This window comes from Alteromonas mediterranea DE (assembly GCF_000020585.3).
In the GTDB taxonomy this organism is placed as follows: domain Bacteria; phylum Pseudomonadota; class Gammaproteobacteria; order Enterobacterales; family Alteromonadaceae; genus Alteromonas; species Alteromonas mediterranea.
Genome location: NC_011138.3, coordinates 1,496,592 through 1,509,775, shown reverse-complemented (window position 1 = coordinate 1,509,775; position 13,184 = coordinate 1,496,592). Strand labels below are relative to the sequence as shown.

General features: G+C 45.8%; 12 protein-coding genes and 1 pseudogene. 5 read left to right on the top strand and 8 right to left on the bottom strand.

Features of this window, described 5'->3' with window-relative positions:
• Positions 1-3: 3 nt before the first annotated feature.
• Positions 4-975 carry a FecCD family ABC transporter permease gene (locus MADE_RS06845; RefSeq protein WP_012517941.1) on the bottom strand — a complete coding sequence of 324 codons (972 nt, stop codon included), beginning with the start codon at positions 973-975 and terminating at the stop codon, positions 4-6.
• Between the two features lie 15 nt (positions 976-990).
• A complete protein-coding gene (locus tag MADE_RS06840; RefSeq protein WP_012517940.1) occupies positions 991-1,464 on the bottom strand; it encodes a low molecular weight protein-tyrosine-phosphatase in 474 nt (157 codons plus the stop codon).
• A gap of 93 nt (positions 1,465-1,557) precedes the next feature.
• Between MADE_RS06840 and pepE the strand changes: the two genes are divergently transcribed.
• The gene (gene pepE / locus MADE_RS06835; RefSeq protein ID WP_012517939.1) at positions 1,558-2,280 is read left to right on the top strand and encodes a dipeptidase PepE; all 723 of its coding nucleotides are present in this window, start codon (positions 1,558-1,560) and stop codon (positions 2,278-2,280) included.
• Here pepE and bioD read toward each other — a convergent pair.
• The 4 genes from bioD to bioB are packed head-to-tail and all read right to left on the bottom strand — an operon-like array spanning position 2,251 to position 6,450.
• The gene (gene bioD / locus MADE_RS06830; RefSeq protein WP_012517938.1) at positions 2,251-2,952 is read right to left on the bottom strand and encodes a dethiobiotin synthase; all 702 of its coding nucleotides are present in this window, start codon (positions 2,950-2,952) and stop codon (positions 2,251-2,253) included. The genes pepE and bioD overlap by 30 nt on opposite strands.
• Positions 2,949-3,926, bottom strand: coding sequence for a methyltransferase (locus tag MADE_RS06825; RefSeq protein ID WP_012517937.1), 978 nt, complete (start codon positions 3,924-3,926; stop codon positions 2,949-2,951). The genes bioD and MADE_RS06825 overlap by 4 nt, the downstream gene beginning before the upstream one ends.
• Positions 3,926-5,326, bottom strand: a complete 1,401-nt coding sequence (locus MADE_RS06820) for an aminotransferase class I/II-fold pyridoxal phosphate-dependent enzyme (protein ID WP_012517936.1) — start codon at positions 5,324-5,326, stop codon at positions 3,926-3,928. The genes MADE_RS06825 and MADE_RS06820 overlap by 1 nt, the downstream gene beginning before the upstream one ends.
• The gene (gene bioB, locus MADE_RS06815; RefSeq protein ID WP_012517935.1) at positions 5,326-6,450 is read right to left on the bottom strand and encodes a biotin synthase BioB; all 1,125 of its coding nucleotides are present in this window, start codon (positions 6,448-6,450) and stop codon (positions 5,326-5,328) included. Before bioB ends, MADE_RS06820 begins: the two co-directional genes overlap by 1 nt.
• A 98-nt stretch (positions 6,451-6,548) precedes the next feature.
• Between bioB and bioA the strand changes: the two genes are divergently transcribed.
• The 3 genes from bioA (at position 6,549) to MADE_RS06800 (ending at position 9,106) form a co-directional block, all read left to right on the top strand.
• Positions 6,549-7,814, top strand: coding sequence for an adenosylmethionine--8-amino-7-oxononanoate transaminase (gene bioA, locus MADE_RS06810; protein WP_041912854.1), 1,266 nt, complete (start codon positions 6,549-6,551; stop codon positions 7,812-7,814).
• 118 nt (positions 7,815-7,932) lie between these two features.
• Positions 7,933-8,454 carry a DUF2937 family protein gene (locus MADE_RS06805; RefSeq protein ID WP_012517933.1) on the top strand — a complete coding sequence of 174 codons (522 nt, stop codon included), beginning with the start codon at positions 7,933-7,935 and terminating at the stop codon, positions 8,452-8,454.
• Between the two features lie 370 nt (positions 8,455-8,824).
• A complete protein-coding gene (locus MADE_RS06800; RefSeq protein ID WP_012517932.1) occupies positions 8,825-9,106 on the top strand; it encodes a hypothetical protein in 282 nt (93 codons plus the stop codon).
• A 43-nt stretch (positions 9,107-9,149) separates the two neighbouring features.
• Here the strand turns inward: MADE_RS06800 and MADE_RS06795 are convergent, their stop codons facing one another.
• On the bottom strand, positions 9,150-10,439 hold the full coding sequence (locus MADE_RS06795; protein WP_012517931.1) for a GNAT family N-acetyltransferase/peptidase C39 family protein: 1,290 nt from the start codon (positions 10,437-10,439) through the stop codon (positions 9,150-9,152).
• Positions 10,436-11,923 carry a RimK family protein gene (locus MADE_RS06790; RefSeq protein WP_012517930.1) on the bottom strand — a complete coding sequence of 496 codons (1,488 nt, stop codon included), beginning with the start codon at positions 11,921-11,923 and terminating at the stop codon, positions 10,436-10,438. The genes MADE_RS06795 and MADE_RS06790 overlap by 4 nt, the downstream gene beginning before the upstream one ends.
• A gap of 251 nt (positions 11,924-12,174) precedes the next feature.
• On the opposite strand from MADE_RS06790, the pseudogene MADE_RS06785 reads away from it, so the two are divergent.
• Positions 12,175-13,142: pseudogene (locus tag MADE_RS06785) on the top strand (calcium/sodium antiporter).
• Positions 13,143-13,184: the final 42 nt, after the last annotated feature.

Genomic DNA, 13,184 nt, shown 5'->3' with positions numbered 1-13,184 from the left:
CTCTCACCCTTTAATTTGACCTTTTGCCAACGCCCAAATGAGTAAAGGGCCTCCTAGTGACGCGGTTACCATCGACACTGGCAATGTAATCGCCCGTGTCACTTCAGAGCTAAATGCAACCAGCATAAGAAGACTTGCGCCACTTAGTGCACTAAGTGGAAGGAGGTAACGATTATTGTGCCCTATAACTAAGCGCAGAATATGAGGTATTAGTAAGCCAACAAACGCTATCGAACCTGCCATTGAAACAGCACTGCCCACTGCAATAGCGCACGCTATTAGGGCGCGCTCGGTAAGCTTTGCTACATCTACGCCACTGCTTTTCGCCGCAAGCTCACCTGCGTAGAGTTTATTAAGGTCGCCCGCGAAATAAAGCTGTAGCCCAACGGAAACAACAATTAACGGGCCGCCTACGCAGAGTATTAGCCAATTGGTTTGATACAAACTGCCCATCAGCCAAAAGGTCAAATTGCGCAGCGCATTCGCATCGCTAAACATGTAGAGCCAGGCAATAATAGCGCCGCTTAAGGTAGATATAGCGATACCAGCCAGAATAACTGCTGTGGAAGACCCTAGTAGTTTTCTGGCTAACCGATAGATGATAAAGGTAGTGAACAGCGCACCAACAAAACACCCCAAAGGTAAAAGGTAGTGTAGGTAGGATGCTGCCCACGCGGGTGTTAACAACAGCAAAAGTGCCGCGACTAAACTGGCGCCGCTTGTGATACCAATGATGCCTGGATCGGCAAGAGGGTTTCGAAGCACGACTTGTAGCGTGGCGCCACTTACTGAAAGCGCCGCCCCAACTAAGCCCGCAGTTAAGATAAGCGGTATTTGCAGCTGTATGATGATATGACGTTTAAGTTCAACAGTAGTATCAGACAAGCCCGGCACGCCAATAATACCCGCTACACTAATCACGAGGGCAATAAGTACCGTGCTAAGTACTAATGTGACGGCGGTGCGTCTATTCAACGTATTTCCCGCCCGTTAAGATTGCGTTTGTTTTAAATGGGCAATTAACCCATCCGACGCTTCTTCAATAAGATCTAGCACCAATTCAAAGCCCCTTTTCCCGCCGTAATAAGGGTCAGGCACTTCTTGCTCTTCTACATCGGCAAAGTCTAGAAAGAGTTTTATTTTATGGTGATACTGGCTTGGCGACATACCGTGTAAATTGGAAAGATTGCTGTTGTCCATCGCTAAAATATAGTCGAACCGTTCGAAATCGCTTTCGTCCACGCGGCGGCATTTTAAACCTTTAAAGCTGTAGCCCCGCTCAACACCCGCAGCTTGAGAGCGTTTATCTGCTGGCTTACCGATATGATATCCGTGGGTCCCCGCTGAGTCGATGTAAATATTTAAACCCGACTCGGCAGCTTTTTTTCTAAACACCGCTTCAGCTGAGGGTGAACGGCATATATTCCCTAAGCATACGAATAACACCGATGTAGTTTGTTTCATTCAATGTCCTATTTTAACGCAGTGACGGGGCGCGACTAAACTTTATGGTTAGTTTCACGTATGATACGCCGTCAGAAAAATTGTGGAGTTAGTATGACCGCACATGTACTTATGTTAAGTAGTTCTCGTCAAGGTGACGAGGCCTATCTAGAACACGCTAGAGCGCTTATTTTTGCACACTTAGGCGATGTACGCGACCTTCTATTTGTTCCTTATGCCGCTGTAACACAATCTTACGATGAATATTTAGATGCTGTGTCTAAAGCGCTGCCAGAATGCAATGTTACTGGGTTGCACACATTAGAAGACCCTGCCACGGCTGTTAATAATGCGAAGAAAAACGGCCAGGCCATTGTGGTGGGTGGGGGCAATACCTTTCATCTGTTGTCGACGCTTTATGCCAACGCTCTGATAGTGCCGTTAAAGCACGCCATAGCAGACTGCACGCCTTATATTGGTTGGAGCGCAGGCTCTAATATTTGTGGCCAATCAATTAGAACCACCAACGATATGCCGATTATCGAACCACCGAGTTTTGATGCACTGGATATTGTGCCGTTTCAATTAAACCCTCACTACACTGATTATCAACCTCCGGGCCACAACGGTGAAACTCGCGATCAGCGCTTAGCTGAATTTACCACGCTAAACCCAACGACCCCGGTTGTTGCCATTCGCGAAGGGACAGCGTTACGTCTTACCGACAACCAACTTACCTTAGTTGGCGAAAAAGACGGCTTTGTCTTTGTTGGCAAGGAGAAAAAGCCTATTCACGCGGGCGATGACTTAACTAAGCTGCTCAATAGCGCTGAGTAACGTACCGGCTTCAATGCCAGTTTGATAGGGAATTTCCGCCAATAGCGGTTCAGGTAACATGGCTTTAAGTGAACGCAAGTTTTCTTGGTATCGTGTCATGTTGCCTGTGATATCGTTTGCTACCCAGCCTTTAATGATTAAGCCGTCGGCACGAATGGCCTCGGCAGTCAAAAGCGCGTGGTTCAAACACCCTAAACGCATACCTACTACCAGTATCACGTCCATTTTTAGCGCTTTTACTACATCAGAAAGGTAATGCGTTGGCGTGTTATCGCTTCCTATTGTAAGTGGCAATCGCCAGCCTCCTGCGCCTTCCATCAGAAGAATGTCAGGCCGGTATGCTGCCAATGCATTAAGCCCTTCAGCTATCTTTTCATGGGTTAAAGCAACCCCTTCTTCATTAGCTGCGATATGCGGTGCAATAGGCGGTGTTAATGCAATAGGGTTTATTTCATTAATTGGAAGTGTCTGTCCATTAGCGCATGCACTCGCCTGTTGAATATTGAGCGCGTCTTCATTTACCCACTCGCCATTCACCAACTCGCAGCCTGCGGCAATGGGCTTGTACCCTATGGCGGTAAGCGACGCGTTATTTGCAGCGCGTAGTAATTGACAGGTAACGTAGGTTTTTCCCACTTCAGTGTCTGTCCCGGTAACGAAATATTGCTTCATCGTTTTTCCAATCTGAAATGACTAACACGGTAGGTAAGCGGTAACTTACTGCCTACCCCAGTAATATTGCTATAGGCCATGGCCAGCTTCTTAATGTCTCGGCGAGTTAACGGGGGCTGCTTTTGCCCGGTTTCACCCGCGCCTACGCCTTTTACCGAATGCAGTAAAGCCATTATGTCGCTATGACTATCGATATAATCCTTGGTAATTACCCGCTGCAAATCAAGGCCTGACTGCTTGAACCCGTTTAACCAATGGGATGTTGTTGGCATAAAGGTGTCTGCTTGCGAGAGTTGCGCCACTTTACGCGCGGTTCTCAGTTCATTAAACGAGCCAGCCACCATAATGGCAAGCTCAGCAACACCGCCTCTTTTAAGCACTCGCGCGATCTCGTTGGCTACAAGATGTGTATCGCTCACCCACTGAAGCGCCATAGACGAAAACACCGTTGAAAACGCACTATCAACAAACGGTAAATCAACGGCACTCCCCTGAACAAAAATGGGGTCAGAGTACATTTTTCGAGCCTGCGCTAACATGCCTTTGGCGATGTCTACACCGGTTGCCGTTGCACCTTTTTTCACCAACGCTTGTGTATGAATGCCCGTCCCACAGCCTATATCGAGGGCCTCGCCCTGCAAGGCCTTTGGCAAGTTTGCTAACGCTTGCTCGGCAATAACACGCTGAATAGATGCAATGCTGTTGTACTTGACTGCTGCTTTTGAGAAGCGATGTGCAACGTTCTGCTCATTAATTGCGGGAGTAGTACTAGCCTCTTCGGCTTTGAAAGTGCCTTTAGCGTTAACAGAACCCTCAGCTTGAACTGCAACGCCAGCGTCGGAAGTCCTGTCAGCTACAAAAGCGCCTTCATTATTTAAATGTACTCCTGCTGTAGTACTTAATGCTTTACTTTCAGGTGCTTTGAATGGCTCTGCCAACACAGGCGATTTTTCAGCGGGAATTGCTGGCATCATTACATCTCGCTCTTGTTGACGGAATCTGGGTCGCTTACGGCACTCACTGCGCTTTCCTCTGTTCTCTTTGCAGCTAGCCCACTTAACGCCAGACTATTCACTGAAAGTTCAAAGGCATCAAGCAATACATTAATATCTTGGGTCGTGTGATTGGCCGTTAAGGTAATCCGCAGTCTGTCTTGGTTTTTCGGTACGGTAGGCTGCCTGATAGCCGTCGCCCAAATACCCCGTTGTTTTAACCCTTCACTTAGCGCAACTGCGCGTTGTGAGCTGCCTACCATGATTGGCTGAATTGCGCTTTGCGACGAGCCCAAAGCAATTTCACTTGATGAGGCGTTTTTCGCGCCTACTTTAAGTGTCTGTCCAAAACGTTTGTGGAACGATTCTCTGAAGTAGGCAATATTATTATTTAGCGTTTGTCGACGAGCGGTATCGCTGGCAATATGAGTGAGTGAATATAAGGTTGCCACAGCTTGTGCTGGCGGCATTGCAGTGGAATACACATAGTGCTTGGAAAAGTTTACCAGATAATCAATCAAGGTTTGGCTTCCCGCAATAAATGCACCAGCCGTACCCACCGCTTTACCGAATGTTCCCATAACGACAGGAACCTGTTGTTGGCTTAAGTTAAGTGCTTCCACAGTACCAAATCCGTTATCGCCCAATACACCCATACCGTGTGCATCATCTAGCATAAACCACGCGTTATATTTAGCGGCGATTTCAGCCATGTCTTTGCAAGGCGCAACGTCACCGTCCATGCTAAACACACCTTCGCTAGCGATAAGAATATCTTGCTGAGTTGATGAGATATTGGCACCCGCAGCAGAATCAGCCCCTTCGTTCTTACTCTCAATGGGGCCTGGTTTATGGCAAACTGTCGATAGCACACTCTCTAAATGACTAAGATCATTATGCTTAAAACGGCGAAGCTTAGCCCTTTCAGATATACACTGCGCCCCTTCTAAAAACGACGCATGCATTAGCTTATCAGCAACGATATGCCCATTTGTTGCGGCCTTAGGTGAAGGTGAGAGGTGTGGAAAAAGTGCCATACACAAAGCTTGGTTTGCTGCAAATCCAGAGTTGAACAACAACGCCGCTTCCCGCTTCAAACCATCGGCAATATAAGCTTCGAGCGCTAAATGGGCCTGCGTATGCCCCGTAACTAGAGGCGAGGCACCGCTTCCGCCGCCAAACTGCGCCAAACCCTCAACCCAACTTTGCAATACGCCTTCGTGCTGGCGCATGCCCAAGTAGTCGTTGCTGGAAAAATTCAGGTAGTGCTCATTGTTAATACAAATGATGCTGTCTTTTTCGTATTGCTGGCAATGGCGCTGGCGCAGCAAGCCTTGTTGGGCCCGCGCGCTCAGTGAATCTTCTAACCAATTAAAGGCCATTAAGCCTCCGTAGCGTGTTGTTGCTTTGCCGCTACCTTAGGCTTGGTTGCATCAATAAACAAGTCGTTACTGCCTTCGGCCTGCTCTTGCTGTTGAGCAATTTCTTCCTCAAGCACTTGCTGGTGCGCTTCATCAGAATAATCGCGGGTGCGCTCTGTGTTGATACCAAGTTTTTTAAACAGCATTACATCTTCATGAGTGTCGGGGTTAGAGGTGGTTAACAGCTTACAACCATAGAAAATCGAGTTTGCCCCCGCCATAAAACACATTGCCTGCATTTGCTCATTCATCGCCTCGCGCCCTGCTGATAATCGAACATGGGACTTAGGCATCATTATGCGGGCAACCGCAATCGTGCGAATAAACTCAAAATAATCGAGATCTTCAACGCTGTCTAACGGTGTCCCTTTTACCTTCACCAGCATATTAATGGGTACGCTTTGTGGCTGCTCGGGAAGGTTTGCTAGCTGTACTAACATACTGGCGCGATCACTGACCGTTTCCCCCATACCCACAATGCCCCCTGAACATACATTCATGCCAGCGGCGCGCACGTTTTCTAAGGTATTTAAGCGGTCTTCATAGGTGCGGGTTGTGATAATGTCGCCATAGTATTCAGGCGAGGTATCAAGGTTATGATTATAATAATCAAGCCCTGCCTGCTTTAGTGCCACGGCTTGATCTCGGGTTAACATACCTAGCGTCATACAGGTTTCTAGGCCTAAGCTTTTCACCTCTTCCACCATTTTTAAAATATAAGGCATGTCTCTATCGCGAGGGTTTCGCCACGCCGCGCCCATGCAAAAGCGGGTTGAGCCAACTTGCTTTGCTTCTTTTGCGCGCTGAATAACTTTTTCAATTTCCAGCAAGCGCTCTTTTTCAAGGCCCGTATCGTAACGCGCACTTTGCGGGCAATATTTACAGTCTTCTGGGCATGCGCCTGTCTTAATCGATAAAAGCGTACTTACCTGAACTTCATTCGGGTTAAAATGTTGTCTATGTACTACTTGGGCATTAAACAGCAAGTCATTAAATGGCATAGCAAACAAAGCCTCTACTTCGGCTTTGGTCCAATCGTTTCGAATAGTTATCGTTTGCGCTGTAGGCGCATAAGCCAGTGTCATTGACTGTCCTTTACTAATGATTATTGCTGGCTTAGTCTATGCCCCAATATCGAGTTGTCAACTCTGACCAATTGCAAACCTTTACCAATGGTTATTTTGTGAACAATATAGAATTTGATAAACAACACATTTGGCACCCTTACACCAGTGCAGTTAACCCCCTTCCCTGCTATGAAGTAGTTGGTGCAGAAGGCGTTGAACTTACTTTAGCGAGCTCTGAAGTACTGATTGACGGCATGTCTAGCTGGTGGGCGGCTATTCACGGTTACAATCACCCCGTATTAAACGACGCGGCGCATAAACAAATAGAGGCGTTTTCTCACGTTATGTTCGGCGGCATTACCCACCAGCCGGCGGTAGATCTCTGTAAAACCTTACTCAACATGGTGCCAGCTGGCCTAGAGCGCGTGTTCTTAGCCGACTCGGGCTCAGTGTCGGTAGAAGTTGCCATTAAAATGGCTATTCAGTATTGGGCATGCCAAGGGCGACCTGAAAAATCGCGCATTGTATCGCCGCGCAATGGCTATCACGGCGATACCTTTGCCGCCATGAGCGTTTGCGACCCCGTGAATGGCATGCACAGCTTGTTTGAAGGCGTGCTGAATAAACAAATATTTGCGCCTGCCCCACAAACGCGTTTCGAGCAAACCTTTAGCGAAGATGACATTTTGCCTTTAGAGGATATTTTTGAAAAGCATCATCACACCATGGCAGCCTTGATACTAGAACCTGTTGTGCAAGGTGCAGGCGGCATGCGTATTTACCACCCTGAGTATTTAAAGCGCTGTAGGCAGCTTTGCGATACGTATGATGTACTGTTAATTTGTGATGAAATTGCTACCGGCTTCGGCCGTACCGGCAAGCTATTCGCTTGTGAGCATGCCGGTATCTCGCCGGATATTTTGTGTTTAGGTAAAGCGATTACCGGCGGGTATATGACGTTAGCCGCGACATTGTGCACAGAAGATGTTGCGTTAGGCGTTTGCCAAGGCGAGCCCGGCGTATTTATGCACGGCCCTACGTATATGGGTAACCCACTAGCCTGTGCAGTAGCCAATGCTAGTCTTTCACTTATTAATGAAAACCATTGGCAGCAACAAATTCCCGCTATTGAGAAACAATTACAAAGCGAGTTGGAAAAATGTGCAGACTTGCCGCGAGTTGCTGATGTAAGAGTATTGGGTGCCATTGGCGTTGTTGAAACGGTAAATCCCGTTAACGTTGCCGAAATTCAACGTCACTTCGTGAAGCAGGGTGTTTGGATAAGGCCGTTTGGTAAATTGGTATACATTATGCCTCCCTACGTTATATCCGCGGAGCAGTTAAGCAAGTTAACGCATGCTATCTACACTGCCTTGAAATAGTGAAACAGTTTGCTAGGCTAGGCACGTGCTTATCGTGGCTAAGAGGCGGCTCTAGTAGCACTTGTTTTTATATTAGGCGAAACGAGTGGGTTAATTTAAATAACATAGCGAGTTTTTAATGGTAGTACGTGTTCTTGATAAGGTAGTTTTTGCAGTTTTATTTATTATTACGCTGCAAGTGCCCATATTAGCAGACCACTACCGCCAGTACTTAAACGGTTATTACGACGCATTGAGAGACGAAGTTGCAAGCTCTTCTGAGCTTGCAAAGCAGCATGGCTTCTCTTCAGTAGAAGCAATGCTTGATAGCCTTCAGAAAAACAGCGAACCCGTAGTGCGTGAAAACGCCTCAATGAAAGCCTCGCGCTTTGCGCAAATCACCACCCTTGAACAGGGCATGAGAAAGTTAGAGCACGGTCACTACTTTGAACAGCTTGTGTTTATGGCCTCGCCTTCTCAGTATGGCACTCTTAACCGCGTTTTAGATAACTTTAGACCCTCGGTACCGTTAACCCCTTCATCTATTGTGTTTAGCTTGGTCACTGCTATTTTCTTAAATTTATTGATTTGGACACCGCACTTTTGCTATTGCCAAGTTAAGAAAGTTAAAAACAAGCCAAAACGTTACGCCTATAAATAAGCCTATAACACTTACTCTAGATACGTTTAACTATCTCCCCCCAAGCGCTTAAAAACCTGCGTTCTAGTATCACTTTTTTACCTACTGGCTTGATATCGCACCTTTACTTTATATAAGCCAATGAGTGAGCGTTGCTACAACTCTGCGCTTGCGGCCTTCCCTCTTTTTTAACGTCCAATTTCAACGTCACAGCTAACTTCTTATACCCTACGAATAAGCGAAATACCTAAGAGTTGGCACTGTTGCTGCAATACTAAACACAAGAGAAAGATATGTAAGTGGTTAAGTTTAATTTCTTATATAGCGAATTGCTAATTACTTAAACTATAACAGACACTTACAGAAAAACTGTTATTTAGGAGAAGTTATCATGCCAACAGATGCTCAATTATTAATCGGGAAAGTGTTGCAAATAAAAGACAAAATTACCGCAAAACGCCACTGTATACCGAGTGATCTTAAAGCTGAATGGAATGAACTAAACGCACAGACAGCCTGTTTTGAAAGCGAGGCACTGTATCAAAGCGCAATTAAAGGAAAGGAAATGAATAAGCGCATTGATTATTCAGGCTCTGTAAAAGAATTGTCGCAGCTGGTCACTAAGCTAAAGACGCTTAACAAAAAAGTCAATGTCACACAAATTCAACACTAAGGCTAGCTAGTGACAACCACCTAGCAGCCTTACTGGAAACAAATTATTTTTTATTATTAAGGAGTACTAATGTTCTTACTTTACGCGTGCCATAGCTGGAAAGCCTTAGAAAATCTTCGCGAGCAACCGGAATGTGCTGATACTCAATTGGCTGGCCCTCACTTGTATCAGGGTCGTGCAGATAATAGCAGTGCCCATCACAACTCGTGATCGCGACCCAGTGAGGGACCTTCTTTTTATCAAATGCATAGGTACTGATTAAACACAACACTGCGCCGCCAGCTTGCAGTGCTTGGTCAACAATATTTGTATGCCAGTCTGATATCTCAACAGGGATACCCTTTTCCTGCGCTTGCGTTAGGAATTGAGACTCCACTTTTTCGACAATGGCTTTTTTATTTGTATCGCGAACACCGTCAACGAATAACGGTATATTTTGATTAATGATTACTTGAGCAGTGAACCCCTCGCTAACAGCGGCTAACGCCAAACCAATGGGGTGGCAACCGCCATGACCTGCCATCATAAAAATGGTAGTCGCAGTGCGCCACAGCGACAGTTCTTTCTCCTGCGTCATGTTGAAGCGATTATCTAACGCACACATTGCCATCATTAGCGCCGACGGGCCGCAAGTAAAATCAGTGGTTTGCTGATACCAAGGGTAAATATCCGTTTGTGTTGATTTACTCGACGCCAATAGTTTTTGCATACGTATCGCATCGCTGTGATCTTGGTAGTAATCGGTATACATGCCGAACTGGCTAAACCCTAATTTGTTATAAAGAGCAATAGCGCCAGTATTACTCACTGCCACTTCCAGACGCATAAATCGCTTTCCCCGCTGTAGCGCCCGCTCCCCCAAGCCATTTATTAACTTTTCAGCAATGCCCAATCCTCTTGCTTGTGGAAGCACTGCTATAGAGTACAAACGCGTAAGCTGTGTTCCTCTGCGTAGCAGCAATAACCCGTACCCTAAGATGCTGGAAATAGGCAAACTGCTTCCCCGTTCACCTTCGTTTCGCTTATTATTGGCCTTTTCTTCAGTTGACCGCTGCGCCACGATAAGCTCAGCATGCGGTGCATTAATATAAAATTTAAAGCGACTTTTGCTTAACCTATCGGTCGTGAAGCACGTTTTCTCAATATATTGTAAGCAGTCGATATCCTGTACCGTGGCTATTCGCAGCGTTATGTCGGCCTGCAAATCAAGCAAGTTTGTATTTTCGTGCCCCGCTATAAGCTCATGAACTGATTGTGTTACCAACATCCCACCCTCACGACTAAACGCATTGTCCTTTTTCGTCTCATTCACCCGCTCAGCCGGTGTACTCATCGCCCTCTTTGCTCCAACCTTTTTGCAAATTCCTGCATAATAAGTTCATACAGCGCTTTGCCTAAATATTTATCTTCAACGCCTGCGTCAATGCTGGGGTTATCATTCACTTCAATAACGTAAACGGCATTACCTACCTGTTTTATGTCTACGCCATACAAGCCGTCACCTACTGCTTTCGCTGCTTTTATCGCGGCTTGCAATACAGGTTTAGGCACTTCGAAAGTAGGCATAGTGGTAAAACCGCCAGAAGAAAATCTATCCCCGTGGTGGTTATAAATTTGCCAATGATTGCGTACCATAAAATACTGGCAGGCATAAATAGGCTTTCCACCCAACACGCCTATTCGCCAATCAAACTCTGTAAAAATGTATTCCTGAACCAAAACCAATGCAGACCCAGCCAACATTTGCTTAAGCCGTGTTTTTAACGCGTCTTTAGTTTCTGCCTTATGAACGCCTCGTGAAAACGAGCTTTCCGGTAGCTTTAATACCAAAGGCAAACCAAAGTCAGCAATGAGCTCGTCACATACGTCATCGTTGGCGCTTGCTACAAAGGTTGCTTTTGGTGCCGGTACCTTTTGGTACGCAAAGGCATCTTGTAAATATACTTTGTTACAGCAGCGCAAAATAGATTGCGTGTCATCCATTACTACAATGCCTTCGCGTTCAGCGGCCCGCGCTAGACGATATGTGTGATGATCAATCGCTGTCGTTTCGCGGATAAAAAGTGCATCGTAGTGGCCTAACTCTTCTTGCGATAACCGACTTACCACATCAGCGCGAAACCCTGCTTTTTCAGCGGCTTTTACGAAGTTTTTTATGGCACGTTCATCACTAGGAGGTGTGGTTTCTTCAGGGTTGACAAGAATGGCCATGTCCCAACGGGTTCGTTTACTTGTTTTACCCGTTCTCCACTGAATTTGGGTGTGCGCTTTTAATTGTGTAATGAAGCGGGTCTGTTGCGTTATGCTTAAGTCTTTAAACGCTTTAGCTTGGACGCTTGCAAAACCTTCAATTTGCACTTTACCCGTCGCTTTAGGCGATACTTTGATATCAGTAACCGTCGGAGTTAAAACCAAAGCTGGGTACGGATACTTTTCAAACGCTTGACGAGATAAACGTTTAAAACGCTGATCCTCCACTTCACCAAATAGTACAAATAAGGGGTCGTGGCTAATTTCAGCCGCATCTTGCTGCACCGACAGTGAAAAAACGATCCTATCAATGCTGTTCTCTTCGGCCATGCGCAAATCGTTAATGGTATTTACCGACGGCAGCACAGAGTGATTACGTGCCTGTGCTAAAAGTGAGCAGTAGTAGCCCTCGCTTAGATAGCGAGTGGTGTCGCAAATATTGATGACACGGATTTTCGGTTCGTTTAGCTTTGGAAACTCAGCAAGGTAATCTTGGAAAGTCAGCACGGTTAAAGCGGTGTTACCAAAAGACGTAACATCATCGGTAACAATCAATGTATTGTGCATTTATATCGCTTCTAAATAGAGTGGGGTTAGTTACAATTAGATGTGTGTTTGTTCAATTAACATACACCGTTTACGTGGCGCTGAGTTTACGCTTAACTTCTGTTTTGCATAGCATATTCAGCACGGCTTTTTTTCGTCGTTAAGACAACAAAAATTGATGTACAATTAAATCTATTGATAAGGCTTTTGTTTATTAATTTTGCCTATACATAAAGGTAGGCAAGAAGACACAAATGGTTTGAGGAGTACGTATGTTATTAGCCAGCCTGGCTATTTTGATCGGATTACCGGTTCTACTTTGGAGTGCAGGAAAATTTGTAGGTGGTGCCGCATCTGTTGCTAACCATTTCGGCGTTTCTCCCCTTTTAATCGGTATGCTCATTATTGGTTTTGGTACGTCTGCCCCTGAAATCATTGTTTCAATTTTTGCTGCCATTCAAGGTAATTCACGTATTGCCTTAGTAATGCCTATGGTTCGAATATTGCCAATATTCTCCTAATACTCGGCTTAACTGCCGTTATAAGTCCTATTGCGGTGAAATCAGAGATTATTAAAAAAGAACTGCCCGTATTGTTAGGCATTACGTTTTTCGCCGTATGGCAAGTGTGGGATTTACAGGTTTCTAAAGATGATGCATTTTCTCTTTTAGGCCTGTTCGTTTTGTTGCTGTCGTGGAGCATTTACCACGGCATGAAGGGTGGTAAAGATGCGCTCGCCGACGAGTACGATGAAGAAATTAACAGCAATGAAGGTACGGTCAAGACACACGTAATGTGGTTAATAGCAGGCTTACTTTTGCTTGTGGCCAGTTCTCGTATGCTGGTATGGGGTGCAGTTGAAGTCGCCACCTTTTTCGGCGTAAGTGACACCATTATCGGGCTTACCGTTATTGCTATCGGTACCTCGCTACCAGAACTAGCGTCTTCCCTCATGGCAGTTAAAAAAGGCGAACACGATTTAGCCATCGGTAATGTTATTGGCTCTAATATGTTTAATACTCTTACCGTTGTAGGTATTGCAGGTACTATTCAGCCTATGACAGTGGGCGCGGAATTTCTTTATCGCGACGCTATGGTGATGTTTGCATCAACGGTGGCGCTGTTTATTTTCTGTATCGGAATTAAACGTCAAGGCCGCTTGAATCGCTTTGAAGGGGGCGCATTTGTGCTCGCTTATGTTGCCTATACCTACTGGCTAGTGCAGGCCGCGTTCATTTAGGCGTATTCGTTTTATCAAAGACACGTGTTAGCCCAGTATTTA

What these genes read in the sequence shown, in the direction of transcription:
- MADE_RS06820 (WP_012517936.1), bottom strand. Translation starts at nt 5,326, where the DNA reads ATGGCCTTTAATTGGTTAGAAGATTCACTGAGCGCGCGGGCCCAACAA.
- MADE_RS06795 (WP_012517931.1), bottom strand. Translation starts at nt 10,439, where the DNA reads ATGAGTACACCGGCTGAGCGGGTGAATGAGACGAAAAAGGACAATGCG.
- MADE_RS06840 (WP_012517940.1), bottom strand. Translation starts at nt 1,464, where the DNA reads ATGAAACAAACTACATCGGTGTTATTCGTATGCTTAGGGAATATATGC.
- MADE_RS06800 (WP_012517932.1), top strand. Translation starts at nt 8,825, where the DNA reads ATGCCAACAGATGCTCAATTATTAATCGGGAAAGTGTTGCAAATAAAA.
- bioD (WP_012517938.1), bottom strand. Translation starts at nt 2,952, where the DNA reads ATGAAGCAATATTTCGTTACCGGGACAGACACTGAAGTGGGAAAAACC.
- pepE (WP_012517939.1), top strand. Translation starts at nt 1,558, where the DNA reads ATGACCGCACATGTACTTATGTTAAGTAGTTCTCGTCAAGGTGACGAG.
- MADE_RS06790 (WP_012517930.1), bottom strand. Translation starts at nt 11,923, where the DNA reads ATGCACAATACATTGATTGTTACCGATGATGTTACGTCTTTTGGTAAC.
- MADE_RS06825 (WP_012517937.1), bottom strand. Translation starts at nt 3,926, where the DNA reads ATGATGCCAGCAATTCCCGCTGAAAAATCGCCTGTGTTGGCAGAGCCA.
- MADE_RS06805 (WP_012517933.1), top strand. Translation starts at nt 7,933, where the DNA reads ATGGTAGTACGTGTTCTTGATAAGGTAGTTTTTGCAGTTTTATTTATT.
- bioB (WP_012517935.1), bottom strand. Translation starts at nt 6,450, where the DNA reads ATGACACTGGCTTATGCGCCTACAGCGCAAACGATAACTATTCGAAAC.